Annotated in this window: 18 protein-coding genes; 11 read left to right on the top strand and 7 right to left on the bottom strand. The window is 63.9% G+C overall.

All coding sequences use genetic code 11. The features are described 5' to 3' along the window. The first annotated feature begins 119 nt into the window (after positions 1 to 119). From pilW to der, 7 genes are all read left to right on the top strand, one after another. The gene (pilW, locus tag MSG32_RS16130) at positions 120 to 1028 is read left to right on the top strand and encodes a type IV pilus biogenesis/stability protein PilW (RefSeq protein WP_209443798.1); all 909 of its coding nucleotides are present in this window, start codon (positions 120 to 122) and stop codon (positions 1026 to 1028) included. A 337-nt stretch (positions 1029 to 1365) separates the two neighbouring features. Then, complete coding sequence (locus MSG32_RS16125) at positions 1366 to 2409, top strand: RodZ domain-containing protein (protein ID WP_248380689.1); 1044 nt, start codon at positions 1366 to 1368, stop codon at positions 2407 to 2409. A gap of 11 nt (positions 2410 to 2420) precedes the next feature. Continuing rightward, positions 2421 to 3536 (top strand): flavodoxin-dependent (E)-4-hydroxy-3-methylbut-2-enyl-diphosphate synthase, encoded by a 1116-nt coding sequence (ispG, locus tag MSG32_RS16120; protein WP_043333809.1) that lies wholly within the window; start codon positions 2421 to 2423, stop codon positions 3534 to 3536. Positions 3537 to 3648: 112 nt separating this feature from the next. Then, positions 3649 to 4932 carry a histidine--tRNA ligase gene (gene hisS / locus MSG32_RS16115; RefSeq protein ID WP_192839402.1) on the top strand — a complete coding sequence of 428 codons (1284 nt, stop codon included), beginning with the start codon at positions 3649 to 3651 and terminating at the stop codon, positions 4930 to 4932. Positions 4933 to 5019: 87 nt separating this feature from the next. Next, a complete protein-coding gene (locus tag MSG32_RS16110; RefSeq protein WP_240548630.1) occupies positions 5020 to 5676 on the top strand; it encodes a tetratricopeptide repeat protein in 657 nt (218 codons plus the stop codon). After that, positions 5673 to 6833, top strand: a complete 1161-nt coding sequence (gene bamB, locus MSG32_RS16105; RefSeq protein ID WP_043333807.1) for an outer membrane protein assembly factor BamB — start codon at positions 5673 to 5675, stop codon at positions 6831 to 6833. The genes MSG32_RS16110 and bamB overlap by 4 nt, the downstream gene beginning before the upstream one ends. Before the next feature lie 392 nt (positions 6834 to 7225). Then, positions 7226 to 8650, top strand: a complete 1425-nt coding sequence (gene der, locus MSG32_RS16100) for a ribosome biogenesis GTPase Der (RefSeq protein ID WP_248380688.1) — start codon at positions 7226 to 7228, stop codon at positions 8648 to 8650. Between the two features lie 193 nt (positions 8651 to 8843). Here the strand turns inward: der and MSG32_RS16095 are convergent, their stop codons facing one another. Continuing rightward, positions 8844 to 9707 (bottom strand): ATP-binding protein, encoded by an 864-nt coding sequence (locus MSG32_RS16095; protein ID WP_043333805.1) that lies wholly within the window; start codon positions 9705 to 9707, stop codon positions 8844 to 8846. Between the two features lie 237 nt (positions 9708 to 9944). Between MSG32_RS16095 and MSG32_RS16090 the strand changes: the two genes are divergently transcribed. Further along, on the top strand, positions 9945 to 10784 hold the full coding sequence (locus tag MSG32_RS16090; protein ID WP_172978723.1) for a M48 family metallopeptidase: 840 nt from the start codon (positions 9945 to 9947) through the stop codon (positions 10782 to 10784). A gap of 362 nt (positions 10785 to 11146) precedes the next feature. Then, positions 11147 to 12334, top strand: coding sequence for an EAL domain-containing response regulator (locus MSG32_RS16085; protein ID WP_248380687.1), 1188 nt, complete (start codon positions 11147 to 11149; stop codon positions 12332 to 12334). A gap of 225 nt (positions 12335 to 12559) precedes the next feature. Here the strand turns inward: MSG32_RS16085 and MSG32_RS16080 are convergent, their stop codons facing one another. Further along, positions 12560 to 14986, bottom strand: a complete 2427-nt coding sequence (locus MSG32_RS16080) for an ATP-binding protein (RefSeq protein WP_248380686.1) — start codon at positions 14984 to 14986, stop codon at positions 12560 to 12562. Positions 14987 to 15034: 48 nt separating this feature from the next. After that, the gene (locus tag MSG32_RS16075) at positions 15035 to 15526 is read right to left on the bottom strand and encodes a hypothetical protein (RefSeq protein ID WP_248380684.1); all 492 of its coding nucleotides are present in this window, start codon (positions 15524 to 15526) and stop codon (positions 15035 to 15037) included. A gap of 275 nt (positions 15527 to 15801) precedes the next feature. On the opposite strand from MSG32_RS16075, the gene MSG32_RS16070 reads away from it, so the two are divergent. Further along, positions 15802 to 16518: a response regulator transcription factor gene (locus MSG32_RS16070; protein WP_043333802.1), complete on the top strand. Its 717-nt coding sequence runs from the start codon at positions 15802 to 15804 to the stop codon at positions 16516 to 16518. 180 nt (positions 16519 to 16698) lie between these two features. Here the strand turns inward: MSG32_RS16070 and aroE are convergent, their stop codons facing one another. From aroE to MSG32_RS16055, 3 genes are all read right to left on the bottom strand, one after another. Continuing rightward, positions 16699 to 17532 carry a shikimate dehydrogenase gene (gene aroE / locus MSG32_RS16065; RefSeq protein WP_248380797.1) on the bottom strand — a complete coding sequence of 278 codons (834 nt, stop codon included), beginning with the start codon at positions 17530 to 17532 and terminating at the stop codon, positions 16699 to 16701. Between the two features lie 43 nt (positions 17533 to 17575). After that, positions 17576 to 18496 (bottom strand): oxygen-dependent coproporphyrinogen oxidase, encoded by a 921-nt coding sequence (gene hemF, locus MSG32_RS16060; RefSeq protein ID WP_248380682.1) that lies wholly within the window; start codon positions 18494 to 18496, stop codon positions 17576 to 17578. Between the two features lie 179 nt (positions 18497 to 18675). Then, positions 18676 to 19257, bottom strand: a complete 582-nt coding sequence (locus MSG32_RS16055; protein WP_153636528.1) for a Sua5/YciO/YrdC/YwlC family protein — start codon at positions 19255 to 19257, stop codon at positions 18676 to 18678. A 306-nt stretch (positions 19258 to 19563) separates the two neighbouring features. Between MSG32_RS16055 and MSG32_RS16050 the strand changes: the two genes are divergently transcribed. After that, complete coding sequence (locus tag MSG32_RS16050) at positions 19564 to 20448, top strand: 5'-nucleotidase, lipoprotein e(P4) family (RefSeq protein ID WP_248380680.1); 885 nt, start codon at positions 19564 to 19566, stop codon at positions 20446 to 20448. 59 nt (positions 20449 to 20507) lie between these two features. On the opposite strand, the gene dprA is transcribed toward MSG32_RS16050, so the two are convergent. Then, positions 20508 to 21797, bottom strand: a complete 1290-nt coding sequence (gene dprA, locus MSG32_RS16045; RefSeq protein WP_248380678.1) for a DNA-processing protein DprA — start codon at positions 21795 to 21797, stop codon at positions 20508 to 20510. Between the last annotated feature and the right edge of the window lie 16 nt (positions 21798 to 21813).

The following is a 21813-nucleotide window of genomic DNA, read 5'->3' as shown; positions in this document are numbered from 1 at the left end:
CCTGACCTGACGCTATCGCCATAGCCATGCGCCGCCCTGCCACCTTGACTTGTGGCAGGTGCGGCGCTTTGATGGGGGCGCTTTTGTTGCCTGCCGCGACCCTCGCCCGCAGGCACATCATGAGCCTTCATTCACGCGAGGATTGCATGCCGAGTCGTCTGCCCCGTCATCGCACCAATGAGCATGACCCTGTCGCCCATGGCACTGTCGCACAGGGCCCCTGCCAGCATGATTCCCACACCCGCACCGCTGCTCGCGGCATCACTCGCCGCACCAGAGCCCTGCTGCTGTGCCTCGGGTTTGCCGGCCTGACCCTCGCAGGCTGCGCGACACGCGTGGAAACCAACGACCCCTACGCCCCGCCGGATGACAACAAGGCCTCGAACGCCTACGTGGAACTCGGAGAGGCCTATCTGGGTCGTAATCAGCTGCAACGCGCCGACAGCGCCTTCCAGAAGGCACTCAAGCTGCAGAGCAGCAATGCCGAGGCCAAGGCCGGGCTGGCGATGATCTATCAGCGCCAGGGTGAGAACGTGCTCGCCGATGACTATTTCAATCAGGCCATTTCCAGCGATCCGTCCTTTACCCGTGCGCGCAACAACTACGCGGCCTTTCTCTACTCTCGCGGTGAATACGTCGAGGCCTGTCGCCAGCTCGAGATCGCGGCGGAAGACCTGACCTACGACAATCGTGGCCAGCTCTATACCAATCTAGGGCGCTGTCAGTTGCAGCTGGGCAAGACCAGCGAGGCCGCGAAGAGTTTCGAACGTGCCGTCAAGATCAATCCGCGTGAGTCAGAGGCCTGGTTGGCGGTGGCACGCATGTCACATGACGCCGGCGACAATGACGCCGCCCAGTCGGCGCTGAGCCGCTACTTCCGTCTGGCTGGCACCGATAGCGACAGTCTCGCCCTGGCCGTCGATGTGGCCACGGCTCGCGGCGACAGCCGTCTGGCAGATCTCTACAGCCGTCAGCTGGAGCAGGTCATGACCCGTGAATCCGGTCGCGCGGTGATTCGCACTCCCTGAGCAAGGCGCAACGACGCCGCTGATGGCGCCACCTCACGGGCGGGGTCGCTGCAAGCAGGACCGAGAAGACCGAAATGCCGGTGAAAATCTCGGCGCGGGCTTGGTATAGTGCCGACGCGGACGAACGTGTGTTCGTGCGCGTCGATTGGCATGGGAGGTCATCGCTTTTCACGCTGCTCACTCGCATGATGATCAACGAGTCGTGCAGCACCCGGCCAATCGCGCGACAGCATCAGTCAGCATGCTCCAGCATCAGTGTCAGGAGCAGTTTCCCGCAGTACCGGAAGAGCGCCCGGATGTGCGTTCGGTAGACAGTTTTTCCTTACAAGGATGCGCCATGAGCGAACATCAACCCGCCCCTGATCAGCACGCCAGTGATGCACTGCCTGGCACGCGCCTCAAGCTGGAGCGCGAGCATCAGGGGTTGTCGCGTGATGAGGTGGCGACACAGCTCAACCTGCGCCCCAGCCTGGTCGATGACCTAGAACGCGACCACTACGACCAGATTCCCATCGCCGCGTACCGTCGCGGCTATCTGCGTGCCTATGCCCGCCTGCTGGGCATGGACGAGAAGGCGATCGTCGGGCAGTACAATGCCCAGTTCGGCACCACCGAAGCCGAGCGCTACACCCCCAGTTCCACGCCGTCGGTGCGCCCGCCGGGCAAGATGGGCAAGTACCTGTTCCGCCTCGTCAGCCTGCTGGTCATCGCCGGTCTGATCGGTCTCAGCTACGTGTGGTGGCAGAGTGGCGACTATGGCCGCACCTCGCCGGCGGAAACCTCCTCCCTCGAAGGTGGCAGCGATGCGGACAACGCCGCACCGGTCGTGAACGCCGATGGCTCCATCGAGCTTTCGCTCTCGCAGTCCTCTGCCAGTGAAGCGGCGCCGTCCTCCACTGCTACCGCCACCGGTGATGCGTCTGCCGTCGAGGCAGCAACCTCGTCCGAGGCGACAGCGCAGAGTGCTGACGCGCTCGATACAGGCGCAACCGCGGCCGCGCCGGGCGCTGCAGAGGCTGGCACGTCAGCGTCTGACGCTGCCACGGATAGCGCCGCTGCCACTGACGTGAGTGCTGTCGCCGATGCCAGTGCCGACACCTCGCAAGAGAGCGCAGCAGAAGAAGCTACGCCGGCGGCAGACCCGCGCAAGCTAGAATTGACGTTCAACATCAATTCCTGGACCGACATTCGTGATGCCGATGGCAAGCGCCTGCTGCGCGGTAACAACGAGGCCGGCACCAGCACGACGCTGGAAGGCAAGCCGCCCTTCACGCTGACCATCGGCAATGCCTCTGGCGTCGAATTGCGTTACATGAATGAAGCGGTCGACCTCACGCGCGTCACGCGCGGCAGTGTCGCCAAACTTACCCTCGGTGAATGATCCGGAATCCCATGCATAGTCACTCCCCCATCAAGCGCCGCGTCTCGCGCAAGATTCATGTCGGCAATGTGGCCGTCGGCGGCGATGCACCGATTTCCGTGCAGAGCATGACCAACACCGACACCAACGATGTCGCCGCCACCGTCGCGCAGATCAAGCGCCTCGAAGATGCCGGTGCCGATATCGTGCGTGTCAGCGTGCCGGACATGGATGCCGCCGAAGCCTTTGGTCGCATCAAGCAGCAGAGCAACATTCCGCTGGTCGCCGACATCCACTTCGATTACAAGATCGCCCTGCGTGTGGCGGAACTTGGCGTCGACTGCCTGCGCATCAACCCGGGCAACATCGGTCGTGAAGACCGCGTGCGTGCCGTGGTCAGCGCCGCACGCGACAACGGCATCCCGATCCGCATCGGCGTCAACGCAGGCTCGCTGGAAAAGGACCTGCAAAAGAAATACGGCGAACCGACGCCGGCGGCGCTGGTCGAATCTGCCATGCGTCACATCGACCATCTGGATCGCCTCGACTTCCAGGACTTCAAGGTCAGCGTCAAGGCCAGCGACGTGTTCATGGCCGTCGCCGCCTATCGTGACCTGGCAGCGCGCATCGAACAGCCGCTGCACCTGGGCATCACCGAAGCGGGCGGCCTGCGCTCGGGCACCGTCAAGTCTTCCATCGGCCTGGGCATGCTGCTGATGGACGGCATCGGTGACACCATCCGCGTATCGCTGGCAGCGGACCCGGTCGAGGAGATCAAGGTCGGCTTCGACATGCTCAAGAGCCTCAAGCTGCGCGCCAAGGGCATCAACTTCATTGCCTGTCCCAGCTGCTCGCGTCAGAATTTCGACGTCATCAAGACCATGAACGAGCTGGAGACACGTCTTGAAGACGTGATGACGCCGCTGAACGTCTCGGTCATCGGCTGTGTCGTCAATGGCCCCGGCGAAGCCAAGGAGACCGATGTCGGTCTGACCGGCGGCAGCCCCGCCAACCTGGTCTACCTGGACGGCAAGCCGGCCAGCAAGTTGACCAATGACACCCTGGTTGACGATCTTGAGCGACTCATCCGTGACAAGGTCGCGGAAAAAGAGGCCCGTGAGGCCGACACTATCATCCGCCAGAGCTGAGCTTGCCTCAGCTGGCTTGCGCGTCGTGATTGACGCGCCTTCGTCTCCCCACCCGCCTGCATGACGTCATGCGAGCGCCGTGGGGAGACGCGCAAGGATTCAGGAGAGAACGTTGAGTACCAAGATCCAGGCCATTCGTGGCATGAACGACCTGCTGCCGGACCAGTCACCGGTATGGCAATACTTCGAGCACCAGGTGGAAGCGCTGATGGGCCAGTACGGCTATCGCGAGATCCGCACCCCCATCGTCGAGCAGACCGCGCTGTTCAAGCGCTCCATCGGCGAAGTCACCGACATCGTCGAGAAGGAGATGTACACCTTCGACGACCGTAACGGCGACAGCCTGACCCTGCGTCCGGAAGGCACCGCCAGCTGCGTGCGCATGGCGATGGAGAATGGCCTGGTCCACAACCAGATCCAGCGTCTGTGGTACACCGGCCCGATGTTCCGCCACGAGCGCCCGCAGAAGGGCCGTTATCGTCAGTTCCATCAGGTGGGCGTCGAAGCCTACGGCATGGAAGGCCCGGACATCGATGCCGAGATGATCCTGATCTCCGCACGCCTGTGGCGCCAGCTGGGCCTGCTGGAACACGTCACGCTCGAGCTCAACTCACTGGGTAGCCTCGAGGCGCGTGCCGCCTATCGTGACCTGCTGGTCGAATACTTCGAACAGCACCTGGATGTCCTCGACGAAGACTCCAAGCGTCGTCTGCACAGCAACCCGCTGCGCATCCTCGACACCAAGAACCCGGACATGGCCGCCGTCGTCGACGCCGCGCCGCGCCTGGGGGATCACCTGGATGAAGAGTCCCGCGTGCACTTCGAGGGCCTCAAGGCACGTCTCGACGCCGCCGGCATCGAGTACGTCATCAACCCGCGCCTGGTGCGTGGCCTCGATTACTACTCGCGCAGTGTGTTCGAATGGACTACCACCGCGCTGGGCAGCCAGGGCACCGTGTGTGCCGGCGGCCGCTACGACAGCCTGTTCGAACAGCTGGGCGGCAAGCCGGTGCCGGCGGTCGGCTTCGCGATGGGCGTCGAGCGCCTCATCCTGTTGCTCGAGACGCTGGAACTGGTACCGCAGGACGTCCGCGAGACCGTCGATGTCTACCTGATGTCGATGGGCGAGCAGGCCGAAGGCGAAGCCATGCGTCTGGCCGAAGAGCTGCGCACCGCCCTGCCCAGCCTGCGTCTGGTGCTGCATTGCGGTGGCGGCAGCTTCAAGAGCCAGATGAAGAAGGCCGACAAGAGCGGTGCACGTATCGCGCTGATTCTCGGTGAGAATGAAGTCATCGAAGGCACGGTGGCGCTCAAGTTCCTGCGCGAGGAACGCGATCAGGAAACGCTGAACCAGCGTGCGCTGGGCGAACGTCTCGACAGCGTCTTCGGCGCCTGAGACTGCCAATGAATATCGGGCGGAGAGCCAGCTCTCCGCCTCACGAATGCAAGTGCCGGCATGCCGGCCAGGTCAAGGAGACCGCCCGTGGCGGAAGAGCTCAGAAGCGAAGAAGAACAGCTTGAAGCCATCAAGCGTTGGTGGAGCGAGAACGGCAAGTCACTGATTGCCGGTGTCGTACTGGCCGGCGCCGGTGTCTTTGCCTTCAAGGCCTGGCAGAACTATGAAGCCAGCCAGTCCGAAGCGGCCTCCGTGCGTTACCAGCAACTGATCAGTCTCGTCAGCCAGCCCAAGCTGGAAGACGCCGGCGTCAAGCAGGCGCGTACGCTGATCGGCGAACTGGAAAGCGAGCACGGCGACAGCCTCTACACCCAGATGGCGCACCTGCTGGATGCCAGCATGTCGGTCAAGGCCAACGATCTCGATGCAGCCGCCACGGCGCTGCAGAGCGTGATCGACAACAGCGATGACAGCTACCTGCAGGGGCTGGCCAGCCTGCGTCTGGCGCGCATCAACGTCGAGCGCGGCGACAACGACGCGGCACTCGCCCTGCTCAAGAGCCCGCCGGCGCCGCTGGCAGCGCAGGCAGCTGCGGTGCGTGGCGATGCCCTGGCTGCACAGGACAAGCGTGATGAGGCCATCGCCGCCTATCAGCAGGCCAGCACCCTGTCGCAGGAAAGTGGTCAGCCGGTCTACGGTCTCGACCTGAAACTCGCCGATCTGGCTGCGGAGTCTTCTTCATGAGCGTCACTCGTCGTCTGAGCGTACCGGCCTCGCTGCTGGCCGTGAGTCTGCTGGCCGGTTGCGCCAGCAGTGCCCAACCGGAATATGCGCCCAAGGAGCTGGTTGATTTCGATCGCCAGGTCGCGCTGGATTCCGTCTGGAGCGAATCGGTCGGCAATGGCCTTGGCCGTGCCCACTATCCGCTGTCACCGATCTTCGCCAACGACAAGCTGTTCGTCGGTGCCGAAGGCGGTGAGCTGGAAGCCCTCGCTGCCGACAGTGGCGACGACATCTGGCAGACACGGTTGCCAGCTGGCATCACCAGCGCACTGAATGCCGATGCCTCTCGCCTGTACGTCGGTACGCGCGATGGCAAGGTCAGCGCCGTCAGTCAGGAAGATGGCAGCATCGAATGGAGCACGCGTGTATCCAGTGAAGTGCTGGCCGCGCCGCAGTACAACGACGAGCTGGTCGTGGTGCAGAGCGTCGATGGCACCGTGACCGCGCTTGATCGCTTCACCGGCGAAGAGCAGTGGGCCTACTCGGCCACGATTCCGGCCCTGACGCTGCGTGGCACCGGCGCGCCGCGCGTCATCCAGCCGGTCACCTTCGCGGGCTTCGCCAACGGCAAGCTGGTCACGCTCGACAACCGCTCAGGTCAGGAACTGTGGGACCTGCGCGTTGCCGTGCCGGCCGGGCGTACCGAGGTGGACCAGCTGGTCGATCTCGATGGCCAGCCGGTGCTGACCCAGGATGGTCGCCTGTTCGTCACCAGCTACAACGGTCGTCTGATCGCTCTGGACGCTCGCAACGGCGAGCCGCTGTGGGACAAGCCGTCCTCCAGCTATCTGACGCCCATCGTGGTCGGCGATTACCTGTTCAGCATCGACAACGCCAGCCATGTGCTGGCGATGGATGCCAACACGGGCAACGTGCTGTGGAAGTCCGAAGACCTGGAAGGCCGCTGGCTGACCTCTCCGGCCTTCGTCGATGGCAAGCTGGTGGTCGGTGACTACGAAGGCTATGTGCACCTGATCGACGCCCAGAGCGGCGAGATGGCCGGCCGCTATGACGTGGGGGGCGATGGCATCAGCATCACCCCGCTGACCGAAGGCAAGCGCATCTACGTCTACACCAACGATGGCGAGCTGACGGCGCTGGATCTCGAAGCCCCGTAAGCCACTGATCGAGCGCGCACGTCAGCCTGCCCCGCAATCTGACATGCGCCTCGTTCAGCCCTCGTCACGACAACGGCAGCCATCTGGCTGCCGTTGTCGTAATGCGCCATTGGTAGCAACTCCCTGTCAATGCTAGAATGCTGCCCCCGCTGATCAGGCCTGCCGCACGACGCAGCCATTGATTCAGCCACGAGATCTTTCCGCCGACAGTGCTAACCCCCTGTCGGCGGACCATACTGGATGCATGCGACGCCTGCGTCGTCATCCAGTGCCCCAAGTCCGATATCATCGCTATCGCCCTGCCTGCACAAGGTGCTTTCCAGCCATCATGGTTCGAAGCAGACCGTACGGGGCCGGCATCGATGCTATCCCTGCGAATGCTGTGAGATTCCATGAACCCCGTGATCGCCCTGGTCGGCCGCCCGAATGTCGGCAAGTCGACGCTATTCAATCGCCTCACCAAGACCCGTGATGCTCTGGTCGCCGATTTCCCCGGCCTGACCCGTGACCGCAAGTACGGCACCGGCAAGGTCGGCGGCAAGCCCTACACCGTCATCGACACCGGCGGCATCAGCGGTGACGAGGAAGGCATCGACCTGATGATGGCCGGCCAGTCACTGGCCGCCATCGACGAAGCCGACATCGTGCTGTTCATGGTCGATGCGCGCGCCGGCCTGAACATGGCGGATGAGGCCATCGCCAATCACCTGCGCGTCAACCAGAAGAAGACCTGGCTGGTGGTCAACAAGACCGACGGCATGGACGAGGAGATCGGCAAGTCCGACTTCTGGACCTTGGGTCTGGGTGACCCGCGCGCCATCGCCGCCGAACATGGCCGCAACGTCACCACGCTGCTGGAAGAGGTGCTCTCGCTCTACCCCGAAGTCGAGGAAGGCGAAGACGAGGACCTGCACCCGGAGCTGGATGATCGCGGCGTGCGCATCGGCATCATCGGTCGCCCGAACGTCGGCAAGTCGACGCTGGTCAATCGCCTGCTCGGCGAGGAGCGCGTGGTCGTCTATGACCAGGCCGGCACCACCACCGACGCCGTGGAGATTCCCTTCGAGCGTCGTGGCAAGCCTTACCTGCTGGTCGATACCGCCGGGATCCGTCGTCGCAAGAACGTGCGCGAAGTGGTGGAGAAGTTCTCCATCATCAAGACGCTGGAAGCGATCAAGAAGTGCAACGTCGCCGTGATGGTGCTCGATGCCCGCCAGGGGCTGGTCGAGCAGGACCTGCACCTGCTGGACTTCGTGCTGACCAGCGGCCGCGCGCTGGTGCTGGTGGTCAACAAGTGGGATGGCCTGGAAAGCGAAGCCAAGGAGAAGATGCGCTCCGAGATCAAGCGTCGTCTGGGCTTTGCCGACTACGCTGACCTGCACTTCATCTCCGCGCTGCACGGCACTGCGGTGGGTGACCTCTACCCGTCCATCGACCGCGCCTTCGAAAGCGCCGTGGCCCGCTGGTCGACCAAGCGTCTGACCACCCTGCTGCAGGACGCCACCCAGGCGCACCAGCCGCCGATGGTCAACGGTCGTCGCATCAAGCTGCGCATGGCTCACCAGGGTGGCGCCAATCCGCCGCTGATCGTGGTGCACGGCAACCAGACCAATCGTCTGCCGGAAGCCTACAAGCGCTACCTGACCAACACCTTCCGCAAGGTGCTCAAGGTCAAGGGCACGCCGATGCGCTTCGAGTTCCGCTCCGGCGACAACCCCTTCGATGGCGCCCAGGGGGCTGATGACCGCGAGCGCGCAAAAGAGCGTTCACTGGCGCGCACCAAGGAAGCTCGCAAGGAACGCAAGCAGCGCCGTTGATGGCGTGAGCTGCGCCCGTGCGTGATGGCACGCCAGCGGATCTGATCCGCCAGCCTGCCCCATGAAAAAGCCGCCCCTGCAGTCATCTGCAGGGGCGGCTTTTTCATGTCGCGAGCACTGACGTTTCAGAGCACTTCAAGCGCTTCAAGCACCTCAAGCGCCGCAATCATCTCAAGGGCGTCAAGCACCGGGCTCACGCCTCCAGCGTCTTCTGCCCTGCCCAGAGATTGGCGAACTGCCAGGCGGCACGCCCGCTGCGCACCCCGCGCTGGGTGGCGTAGCGCAGCGCCTCGCCACGCGCGGCCTCATCGAAGCTGCCAGCGCCCAGACGCCATTCCACCCAATGCTGACAGGTCTCCAGATAGGCGTCCTGATTGAAGGGATGGAAGGCCAGCCACAGGCCGAAGCGGTCCGACAGCGAGATCTTCTCTTCCACCGCATCGCCGTGATGCAGCTCGCCATCGACGATGTGGGTGGCCTGGTTGTCGCTCATGTGCTCCGGCAGCAGATGACGACGGTTGGAGGTGGCGTACAGCAGCACGTTCTCCGGCGGCCCGGTCAGGGTGCCATCCAGCACGCTCTTGAGCGCCTTGTAGGCGTCATCACTGCCCTCGAAGGACAGATCATCGCAATAGACGATGAAGCGATGCGGCTGCTGGGCCAGCTCGGCGACCAGCGCCGGCAGTGCCGGCAGGTCGTGGCGATCGATCTGGATCAGACGCAGCCCCTCGCGGCCCAGGGTATTGAGCAATGCGCGGACCAGCGATGACTTGCCGGTGCCACGGGCGCCCCACAGCAGCGCGTGGTTGGCCGGCTTGCCCGCGAGGAAGGCGCGGGTATTGGCCAGCAGCTCGCGCTTCTGGCGTGCGATGCCGAGCAGGTCCTCGAGTGTCAGGGCATCACGCGGCGCGATCGGCGTCAGGCGCCCTCCCAAGGGGTGGCGGGTCCACAAGGCGGCGACATCGCGTGTCCAGTCCACTTCGACAGCCGTCGGCGGCAGCATCGGTTCGAGTCGGTCCAGCAGATGCGAGAGGCGGCGTTCAAACTCTGGCGACATGGTGATTCCCTGTCAGATACATGGGGTCCGGGCCGTGGCAGGCCCATCAGATCACGCCCAGTATCTCATGCCCGGCGGGGCCGTCTGGCCTGACGATGCTGTGATCTCAGCAACGTATCATTTCGCTGACTGCACCACTGCGCCTATCCGGTTATGCTGTCTGCACGTTTCTTGCACGTTCAGCGTCGCCCTGCCGTGCGCTCGAAGGTTGTCACGTCATCTAGCCAGGAGGCCCCAATGCCAGGATTGCTCGATCTCTCATCTCCCCGCGCCCTGCGTCGTCTGCTCCCGCTGGCGGCCCTTGCGGCGTCCGTCACCCTGAGTGCCTGCGCCAGCTCTCCGCTGGGCCGCAGCCAGCTGACCCTCTACTCGGACCAGGAACTGGAGAAGATGGGGGAAGCCAGCTTCAGCAAGTACCAGCAGGAGCTGCCGGTGGTGGAGGGTCGCCAGGATGCCTACGTCAGCTGCGTGGCGGATGCGGTGACCGCCAAGGTGCCCGCCAGCTATGGTATCAGCGGCTGGCAGGTCAAGGTATTCGAGGATGAGTCCGCCAATGCCTTCGCACTGCCGGGCGGCTACATCGGCGTCAACACCGGGTTGCTGGAGGTCGCCGAGAATCAGGACCAGCTGGCAACCGTCATCGGCCACGAGATCGCCCACGTGCTGGCGCGCCACGCCAACGAGCGCGTCTCGACACAATCGCTGACCTCCGCCGGGCTGTCGCTGACCCAGGCACTGGCCGGCCTCGAGGGCACCGGTGGCGATCAGCTCATGGGGCTGCTGGGCATGGGCGCGGAATATGGCGTGCTCAAGCCGTTCTCGCGCTCCCACGAGTCCGAAGCCGACCTGCTGGGACTGGACCTGATGGCCGAAGCCGGCTTCGACCCGCGCGCCAGCATCAAGCTGTGGGCCAACATGAATGCTGCCGGTGGCGCGCAACCGCCGGTGTGGATGTCGACGCACCCGAGTGATGAGCAGCGCATGGCGGCCCTCAACGAGCGCCTCGAGACCGCTCTGCCGACCTATCAGCAGGCCCGCGCCGCCGGCGAGAAGCCCAACTGCGATCGTCTGCGCTGACCCCGCCAGTCTGGGGTGGCGTCATCATTCTCAGGTAACACACGCTCGCGCGGCCCCTGAAGAACCTGGGGCTGCGCGAGCGCGCGGCGCGCGCTATCCAGCCGCCCTCTACTCTCTGGCTCTGCTCTCACTAGTCTGTCCTCTGATCTATCTCCCTTGACTATCTAACGCTCTACCAGCTCCTCGCTTTGCCGGCTTGACAGCCTGAATGTAAAAAGAAGCCGTCAAATGTGTCGATATCCGCGAATCATGTAACTGCATTGCTAATCTGGGATCACCTGCTCGCCTGCGCACTGCTCATGCAGTCACTTCATGCACAGCGGCGCGAGCGTATTCCCGACACTCGCTTGAGGATGCCTTACATGACTCGACACGCACTCATCATTGACGACGATCCGGATTTTCGTGAACTCATCAGCGGGCTGCTTTCCGCCCATGGCTTCGACTGCACGCAGAGCGAAGGGCTGCAGGACATCGCCTGCAATCCCGCCTGTCTGGAGACGGACCTCATCCTGGTGGACTACGAACTGGGCGACTTCACCGGCGATGATGTGCTCGGCTATCTGCGCGAACGCAATGTCGAGGCGGGCATCATCCTGATGAGCGCCTGTCACAACGACGACATGCAAGCGATGGTCGCCAGGGGCAAGCGCAGCGGCCTGGAGATGCTGGGCCAGCTCGGCAAGCCCTTCGACATCATGCACCTGGCCTCGCTGCTGGCAGAGCTGGACAAGCAACGCAATCCGCTGTCACTCGATGAGCTCGATGATGCTCTGACCGAGCGCCAGCTGCATCTCGTCTATCAGCCCAAGATCGACCTCGCCAGCGGCCGGCTCAGCGGCGCGGAGGCTCTCGTGCGCTGGCAGCATCCTCTACGCGGCATGGTCATGCCCAACCAGTTCATCACCATGGCGGAACGCAGCAACCGTATCGAGGCACTCACCTGGCAGGTCATCGAGCATGGTTTCCGCCAGCAGGGCCAATGGCAGTCCCAGGGACTTCACCTTGACCTCGCCCTCAATGTCTCACCGCAACTGCTGCGCACCCGCGACATGCTGAAGACGCTGGATGCGCTGGCCAGTCAACATCATGTCGATCCGCATTCCATCACGCTGGAACTCACGGAGAGCTGCGGGATCGACTGCCTCACCTACGCTCGCCACCTGCTGAATGCCATTCGCGACCGCGGCTATCGCCTGGCGCTGGATGACTTCGGCACCGGTTTCTCCTCGATGATGCAGCTCTACAACCTGCCGTTCGACGAATTGAAGATCGACCAATGCTTCGTCGGGCGCAGCGACAGCCACCCGGAAGCGCGCGCCATCACGCGTACCATCGTCGAGCTGGGCCAGCGTCTGAATCTCGCCGTGGTCGGCGAAGGCATCGAGACCGCGGAACAGCGCGATTACCTCTGCGATACCCGCTGCAATATCGGCCAGGGCTATCTGTTCGCGCGCCCCATGCCCGTCAGCGACTTCAATGCCTGGAGCCGCTGCCCGCCCAGCGCCGTCAATGCACTCAGCCAGCGCCACGTCTCCGCTGTCCATTGAGGAGACTGGCGTCCCGCCGCAGCGCAGCACAGACAGCGGGAATGCCGCAACACCCCCACGACACAGACGCCACCCATGTCACCATGGGTGGCGTCTGTGTCGTGAAGGCCAGGATGAATCGTGAAGGCCAGGATGAAGAGAGCGAGAGAAGGCGGGAACGGGAGAACAAGAGAGGCGTTAGTGAATGCTGTCGGCTGTCTATCACGCTATCTCATTCCCATACCGTCAGGAGAACAGATAGCCCTCTGCGAGAAGGCTGTCCCGCGTCGGCACACTCAAGGAGCGCAACGTGGCGACATGCTGATGTACCTCAGGCAGGTCCTCGCTGATCACGGCCTCCTCCAGCGCCTTGGCACCACTGGCTATGCCGCTGCACCCCAGCGAGGCTGACGCCCCCTTCAGGGAGTGTGCCTCGCGCTTGAGCTCGGTGAGATCCATCTGCTTCAGCAAGGTCACCATCACGTCGAGGCGTCCTTCGAGTCGCGTCAGGTAATTGCTCAGCAGTCGTGAATAGGCCTCGCCACTCAGGGTCGTGAGCAGCTCCTGACAGGTCGCGTGTTGCAGCAAGGAAGGCGCGGCATCGGGCAGAGCGCGCGCGCCTGAGTCGTCAGTTGCCACATCGAACGCCGAAGCAGCGTCGATCTGCGCGTCCTGATCTTCAGTCGCTGACGAGCTGACGCCATCATCGCCTGGTGCCTGCGTGACGGTAGTCCGCTCGCCAGCCGAAGCCTCTGACTTGTCTGGCTCGAGCGCCTTCTGCTGCGAATAAGACTTCTGTGAATCAGCCTCCTGTGAATCAGAGGCCTGCGAATCAGAGGCCTGGACCAGATACTGTTGCAGCACCCGATGCAGATCATCACGCGTGAAGGGTTTGTGCAGCACCCCCTGCATGCCAGCCTCGATGCAACGGCGGGCATCCTCCTGCATCACGTTGGCGGTCATCGCGATGATCGGCAGACGAGCGCTGGCGGGTTGCTCAGCCTCGTGCTGACGCCAGCGACGTGTCGTCTCGACGCCATCCAGCACCGGCATCTGCATGTCCATGAACACCAGATCGACATCGTTGCCAGCCTGCGCCAGCCATTCGAGTGCCTGTTCACCGTCTTCCACCACCGTGACCTGCTGCCCCAGATACTCGAGCATGGCCCGCGCCAGTGACTGATTGACCTCGTTGTCTTCCACCACCAGCACGCTTGCATGGGGCAAGGGCGTGTCTCCCACCGCCTGCTGCGGGCAAGCCTCGGCGGCGGTCAATACCGGCAGCGGCACGCGGCACCAGAAGCGACTGCCAAGCCCGAGATGACTCTCGACGCCGATCTCGCCGCCCATCGCCTCCACCAGTCGCTTGCAGATGGCTAGCCCGAGCCCGGTGCCCTCATGACGACGCGCAATCGAGGTATCCACCTGGGTGAAGGGGGCAAACAACTGGCTCACCTGGTCGGCGGCGATCCCGCAACCGCTGTCGTGAACCTCGAAATGAAGCGTCTCGCCCTCTTCCAGTGATGCCCTCAGCCGGATGGTGCCCTGGGGACAGAACTTGAAGGCGTTGTTGAGCAGGTTGGTCAGTACCTGACGCAGGCGATTGACGTCACCCTTGACCCAGACAGGCAGATCATCGGCACGTTCTTCGAGGAAGATGCGCGAGCATCCCTTGCCGGCACTGCCTGTCTGGCGATGGTAATGCGCGGCCAGGGAATCGAGGAATTCGGGCAACGAGAAGCAGCGCTGATCCAGCTCCAGCTTGCCGGCTTCGATCTTGGAATAATCCAGCACATCATTGATGACGGCCTGCAGGCTCTCGGCACTCTGGCGCAGCATCGCCAAATATTGCTGGCCACGCCGGGTCGAGACTTCCTCGCCGATGAGGTCCGACACGCCGACCATGCCATTGAGCGGGGTGCGTATCTCATGGCTCATGATCGCCATGAATTCCGACTTGGCACGACTGGCCGCCTGCGCCAGCTGCACCATGCCATCCAGCTCCTGGGTGCGCTCCTCCAGCTTGCGGGTCTTGTAGGCCCGTCCACGACTCTCGACGATCAGCGCGACCACCAGCACGATGCCGCTCAACGTCATCAGCAGCACCAGCGACAGCGCGAGGGCATACAGGTTGAGGAGCTCCGAGCGCTCCTTGGTGCGCTGGATAGCGGCCTCGGCATTGATGTTGAGCAGCAGCTCGCCGGTCTGCTCCTGAAGCGAGGCAAGCCGGCTGAGTATCTGCACATAGAGGGACGCATCACGCTCCTGACGACTCGCCAGGTCCATGATGGCGCTGTCCAGCACCTCGATTCTGGGCAGCATGGCCATCAGCTGGGCATGCAGGTCAGGCATCCCCGCCAGCATGCTGCCCAGTTGGCCGCTCTGCAGCAGCTGCACCCGGCTATAGAGGATGTCGAGCCGCAACAGCAGCTCGCTGTCATCCATCAAGGCGGGCGGCGTCGGGGTCTTCTGCTCCTCGGCCACCACCATGCGCAGCTCGCGCACTTCCCTGTCGAACTGATAGACCGCCCAGATCAGATTCTCACGCAGCTTGTGCTCGAGTGCCTGCTGACGCTGATAGACCAGAACGCCAGTCACCAATGCCGAGACGAAGAACAACGTCGCGGCAATGGCGATGGCGGTTCTGAAATGCAGAGAACGGAGTGGATTCATGCACGAGCATCCTGGCAGCGCTCATGAAACGGAGCAGGAGAGACGGGTTCAGCGTTCGATGTCGATTCGCTTCACCTGCCAGACAGAGCGGGTCATGATTTCCTCGTTGAGGAGATCCGGCTGCTCACTGAAGGGGTAGATGATGAAGATGGGGCCATTGTCGCGCACACGCAGTCGCTTGCCATCGACTTCCATGGCCAGTATCACCGGATGATCGAAATAGTCCTGCACCGGCGCGGTGGCGGCGTAGTCGTTGAGCGCCACGATACGCATGGTGCCATCCTCGACGCCCACCGCCTCCATCAGCGCCGAACCGAGCGGACCGCTGAAGCTCACTTCGCCATCATGCCAGGGGGTGGTGGTCACGGTTTCCCGTTGTGTCAGCGCCATGAGCATGGCGCGATCGAAATGTGCCTCGCCTCCGGCGTTGGTATGGGTGACATCCCCGGTGACGCGCAGCACCACCGGCCCCTGCGGTGCCTCGAGGGCCATGGCGAAGGGGCAAAACGATAGTGTCAGCAGCAAAAGCCAGTGGCGCATGCGGGGTAACGCCGTGGTGAGACATCGCAGGAGAATGAGAAGCGGCATGGGAAGACTCCAGGGGTCATGGACAACCATGGATGACGGCCGGAGGTTCACCGTCTCGTTTCATCCTCGCCCTTCACGGGTCAGCAGCGGCACCGCGCCATGAAGCAGCGAGAGGGTTGAACACGAGTATATGTCGCCATCGTCCTGGCAAACGTGAACCATTGTGACGCGGTCTCACGCAAGAGACGCGTAGACTGCTTGCGATACCCACGCGGGGAGACAGCGACATGCAAATCGGCATTCTGGAAGATGATCATGATCAACGTGATTACCTGACCCTGTGTCTCGAGGCTCAGGGACATGAGCTGGCAGGCTTCGAGCGCGCCAGCCAGTTGTTGCGCGCACTGCGCGAGCGCAGCTTCGACCTGCTGATCATCGACTGGCAACTGCCGGATGCCTGCGGCATGGAGCTGACGCGCACACTGCGCAGCGAGCACGGCTGGCGAGGGCTGATCCTGTTCATCACCGCAAGCCAGGGAGAGGAGGATGTCGTGCATGCGCTTCAGCATGGCGCCGATGATTTCCTGGCCAAGCCGATCCGCCCTGCCGAGCTCACGGCGCGTGTGGAAGCGCTGGGCAGGCGTTTCGTCACCTCCGATACCAATTACCTGCAGCCCAAGGTGGCCATCAGCGATCAATATCGGATCGAGCCGGATGAACACACCATCTGGTGCGGCGAGGAGCCGGTCGCCCTGACCCAGCGCGAATATCAGCTGGCCTCCCTGCTGCTGCGCCACGTCGGAGAGCTTTACTCACGCGCCTACCTGCTGGAGATGATCTGGGGGGTCAACGGGGACATCTCGACCCGTACGGTCGACACCCACGTCAGCCGCCTGCGGCGCAAGCTGGGACTGAACGGCAGCCGTGGGCTCAGACTGAAAAGCGTCTATCAGTACGGATATCGGCTCGAATCCTGTGCCACGGCCCCCGTCAAGAGCAGCTGAGCGCCAACAGCGAGGCGTGAGCACGCTGGATCATGGCCAACCAAAAAGGAGCGGGCGACTCTGTCGAGTCCCCCGCTCCTTTTTCATCGTCTGTCGTCTGACTGGTCGGCTAGCTGGTCATCTGGCTGCCCGTCTGGCGGCCATCTGAATCGACGTGCATGCCCGGCAAGCGCACGCGAATCATCCCTCCGCCAGCATCCTGCGCAACATGTCCGCCACTGGCCCCGTCTCCGGGCGCTTGTGACGCCACAGGAAGTAGGACTCGGCCGCCTGCTCCACCAGCATGCCGAGGCCGTCCTCGACCCGCGCGCCGCGCTCGCTGGCCCAGCGCATGAAGACAGTCGGCTCGGCGGCATACATCATGTCGTAGGCGAGCGCCTGCGGAGAGAACAGCGAATCCGGCAACGGCGGCAGCTCGCCGCCCAGCGATGCGCTGGTGCCATTGATGACCAGATCGAACTGACCCTCGATGGCCGCATAGCTGCCGCCGGACAGCAGGCAGCCTTCCCCCGCCAGGTCGGCGAAGTCCTCGGCCAGCGCACTGGCCTTGACGGCGGTGCGATTGGCGATCACCAATGCCGCCGGGTGCTTGGCCAGCAGAGGTTCCAGCACACCACGCACGGCGCCACCCGCGCCGAGAATCAGGATGCGCGCGCCCTTGAGCGGCGCCTCGAGACGTTCGAGATCACGGGTCAGGCCGACACCATCGGTGGTATCGCCATACAGCTGACCGGTCTTGCCGAGCATCAACGTATTGACGGCGCCGGCGCGACGGGCACGCGGGCTCAGCACATCGACCAGCCGGAAGGCCTGCTCCTTGAAGGGCATGGTGACATTCGCCCCCTGGCCGCCTTCGGCGACGAACTCGGCCCAACCGGCCGCGAAGTCATCGACCGGCGCCAGTCGTGCCTCGTAGCTCAGCGAGTCCTTGAGCTGCTCAGCGAAGGAGCGATGAATCAACGGGGATTTCGAGTGGGCAATCGGGTTGCCGAATACAGCGTAACGGGACATCAGGACTCCGGGGCAATCACAGAAAAGCGTCAGGTCAATGCGGCGATCAGGCCTCTTCGCCCAGCCAGTCGCGGGCATGCAGGAAGTCACGATACAGCACCGCTTCGGCACTGCCTTCCTCGGGCTCGTAGCCGTACTCCCAGTGCACTACCGGCGGCATCGACATCAGGATCGACTCGGTACGTCCGCCGCTCTGCAGGCCAAACAGCGTGCCGCGGTCCCAGACCAGGTTGAACTCCACGTAGCGCCCGCGACGATAGAGCTGGAAGTTGCGTTCACGCTCGCCATAGGCCGTCTCGCGGCGGCGCTCGACGATGGGCAGATAGGCCTCGAGGAAGCTGTCGCCGACGGATTGCTGGAAGGCGAAGCAGCGCTCGAAGCCCCACTCGTTGAGGTCATCGAAGAACAGGCCACCCACGCCCCGCGTCTCGTCGCGGTGCTTGAGGTAGAAGTACTCGTCACACCAGGTCTTGTAGCGCGGATAGACATCACTGCCGAAGGCAATGCAGGCATCGTAGGCCGTCTGGTGCCAGTGACGCGCGTCTTCTTCATGCGGGTAGAACGGCGTCAGATCGTAGCCGCCCCCGAACCACCATACCGGTGCCTCGCCCTCCTTCTCGGCGATGAAGAAGCGCACATTGCCATGGCTGGTCGGCACGTGCGGGTTGTGCGGATGCAGCACCCAGCTGACCCCGACGGCGTGGAAGCTGCGACCGGCCAGCTCCGGACGCACCGCCGTCGCGGAAGCCGGCAATTCATGCCCGAAGACATGCGAGAAGTTGACGCCACCCTTCTCGAACACGCCGCCATTCTCGATGACCCGTGAGCGACCACCGCCACCCTCGGCACGCTCCCAGCTGTCTTCACGGAAACTTGCCTGGCCATCGCAGGCTTGCAGCGCCTCGCACAGGCGGTCTTGCAGATCGAGCAGGTAGACCTTGACGTCTTCGAGATTGGCGTGGGCCACGATGCCTCCGGTAGAACAGGAATGAATGATGACGGGGCGACACCCGTCGTTGGCCGCTGCTGGCGGTGAACTGCCAGCTTACCGCGACACGCCGCGCTCGGCAGGTCGGAAAATGCCCCTCTTGGGCGCCTGGATGACGCGGCACTGATCTGGATCAACTCGAGGGGCGATCCTGCTGCTCAGGCGCGCAGTACCTTGCCGGTCGCGAGATCACGAATGGTGCTGGGACGCGGATTGCCGCCGAGCGGCCCCTCGAGGATCACGTCATTGACCAGCGCATCGCCGAAGGCGTCACGCACCTCGTCTGCGGTCATGGCAGGCGATTCGCCTGCACGGTTGGCCGAGGTCGACACCAGCGGGCCGCCGAAGGCAGCGCACAATGCCTGGACCAGCGGATGATCGGTCACGCGCACGGCCAGGCTGACGTGTTCACCGCGCAGCAAGGGGTGCGCACGGCCATTGTCAGGCACCAGCCAGGTATAGGGTCCCGGCCAGCTGGCCAGCAACTGCTCACGCTGCTCGACGGTGACTCCCGCCAACCAGGGTTCCAGCTGGGCGATATCACCGGCGATCAGGATCAAGCCCTTGGCGGCGTCGCGGGACTTGAGCTTGATCAGCCGTGCCAGGGCCTCACCATCGTCGGGATCACACCCCAGCCCCCAGACGGCCTCGGTGGGATAGGCAACGATGCCCCCATTGCGAAGACAGGCAGCGGCGCCGTCGAGGGCACGCTGATCCAGCGAAACATCACTGACATTCATGATCTGCTCGAACTCCTAGCTGCGGCAACACGATGGCGGCGATTCTAGCACGCTCACCGGCGCGAGACCGACGCTGCACATCGACGCAACACGGCGTCGCGCCGGGGTGGCATAGGCGCACCGCCCGGTTCACGGCATGATGAACGGGTCCATCGCCCTCAGGGTATTGCGAAACTGACGCAAAGGCTTGTTTCAAAAGACTATCGAGGTCATTTGGACGCTTTGCTGGACAGTCTCCAGCACCGGGCCTGATGCCGTTTCACCCCCACTTTTCCTCCCCCTTTTCTTCAGACAAGGATGTGATCCATGCGCCGCGCTTTCTCCCTGACCACCTCAGCCGCTCTCTTACTGGCATTGGCAGGCTGTGCCAGCTCTGGCCCCCAGACGCCGACCGCGCCGGCGCCACGCCCTGCCCCGCTGCAGGATGCCGCGGCGCAGGCGCCCTTGAGCGACCAGGCCATGCTGGCGACCCTGTGGATACAGCGCAGCGCGGAGTTTCATGCCCTGTCACTGCAAGCCTTCAACGTGGCCCACGACCGCCTGAATCTGGCGCTGGCGCGTCGCCACGCGCAGGACAAGCCGCTGGCGGTGGTCGTCGATGTCGATGACACCGTGCTCGACACCACCAGCTACGGCGGCTGGGCACTGCGTGAAGGTCGTACCTACGACAGCCAGAGCTGGGCTGATTGGGTGGATGATGCTGTCTCCACTGCTTCACCGGGCGCCGTGGACTTCCTCAACTACGCTCACGCCAGCGGCGTCGATGTGTACTACATCACCAACCGCAAGGCGGCCGGCAAGCAGGCCACCATCGCCAATCTCGCCACGCTGGGCTTCCCGCAGGCCGATGCCGAGCACGTGATGCCGCGCACCGACAGCTCCGACAAGACCGCGCGCCGCGCGCGGGTCACGCAGGAGCATGACATCGCGCTGCTGATGGGCGATAACCTCGGCGATTTCGATCAGGCCTTCCAGCAGTCCACCACCCGCGCACGCAATGCCGAGGTCGCCCGCCAGGCGGATCAGTTCGGCCGTCGCTTCGTGCTGTTGCCCAACCCGACCTACGGCGAGTGGGAAGGCGTGCTCTACGATGGCAACTGGAGTGCCAGTGAGCGCGAGAAGCGCGCCATGCGTGATGCGGCGCTCAATGCCTGGCAGCCCGAGAGCGGCAAGGTCAGCCTCGGCAAATGAGTTCAGGTTGCCGGCCTCCCGGATCATCACTGCCAGGTTGGCAACATTTGCTCAGAGCGTCAGAGTCGCTTCCAGCCACCCGGTGCCTGCATGACTCGCCCCTCGAGCTCCAGTTCCAGCAACTGCATGCTCAGCTCACTGACCGAGGTGCCGCTCAGCTCGACCAGCTTGTCCAGCGCCAGCGGCACGGCCCCCAGAAAGCACAATGGCGCCGCCTCCTGACTGACCGGCGGTGTGGCAGCGCGTGACGCTGGCGGCGCCAAGGACGGCAAGGGCAGTGACGTCGTGTGTGTCGCGAAGGTGGCGGAGGCTGTCGCTTGCCGAGCCGAAGTGGCTGAGCGAGAGGCCGCAGAGCCGGCAGCGGGCTGCCTGGATGACGCCACCCGGGCCTGCGTTGACGGCTGCTCGGTCGAGTGAGCCGGCAACAGGTGCTCGAGCTCCGCCAGCATGTCATCGACATCGCGTACCAGCGTCGCCCCCTGACGGATCAACTCCAGACAACCGCTGGCGGTGATGTCATCGATGCGTCCCGGCAGCGCGAACACCTCGCGATTCTGCTCCATCGCCAATCGGGCGCTGACCAGCGAGCCACTGCGCAGCGTGGCTTCGACCACCAGCACGCCGAGTGACAGGCCGGTGATCAGCCGATTGCGGCGCGGAAAATGACGCGCATGCGCACCGGTGCCAGGCGGATGCTCCGAGAGCAGCAGACCGCCACCCTCCAGCAGCCGTTGGCGAAGATGATGATGCTGAGCGGGATAGACCACATCGACCCCACAGCCAAGCACCGCCAGTGTCGAGGGACTGGCCGCATAGTCGTGCGCGCCGAGACGCGCTGACGCCGCCAGGGCTCCCTGATGCGCCGCGGCATCGACCCCCAGCGCCAGCCCACTGGCGACACTCCAGCCACGTGAGACCAGCTCAGCCGCGAAGTCATGCGCATGCCGCAGGCCTGCCTGGCTCGCCTTGCGTGCGCCGACGATGGCCAGCATGGGCAACTCAAGCAACGATTGACGCCCCAGCGCCCAGAGGGCCAACGGCGGGTCCGGCAGGGTATCGAGCATGGCTGGCCACTCGGGGTCCGCGGGGGTGAGCAGATGATAGCCCTGTGCCGGCGCATGCCAGGCAAGGTCTGCCATCACCTGCTCATGGAGCGGCGAGGATTCGGGACGCTCGCACCACAGGCGCAGCGGTGCCGCGAGGCGTGGCGGCAATACCGCCAGCCAGCCCTGCGGCCAGTCGGCCCGCTCACGCAGCTTGGCCGCGGTATGCGTGCCAAAACCCGGCAGGCGCGCCAGAAAGACGAAATCCGCCCGCGAGGGGCCGCGTTGTTCGACATCGATCGACACGCCACACCTCCCGAGC

It is taken from the genome of Cobetia sp. 1CM21F (assembly GCF_023161745.1).
In the GTDB taxonomy this organism is placed as follows: Bacteria; Pseudomonadota; Gammaproteobacteria; order Pseudomonadales; family Halomonadaceae; genus Cobetia; species Cobetia amphilecti.
This window is presented reverse-complemented; position numbering and strand designations above follow the sequence as displayed.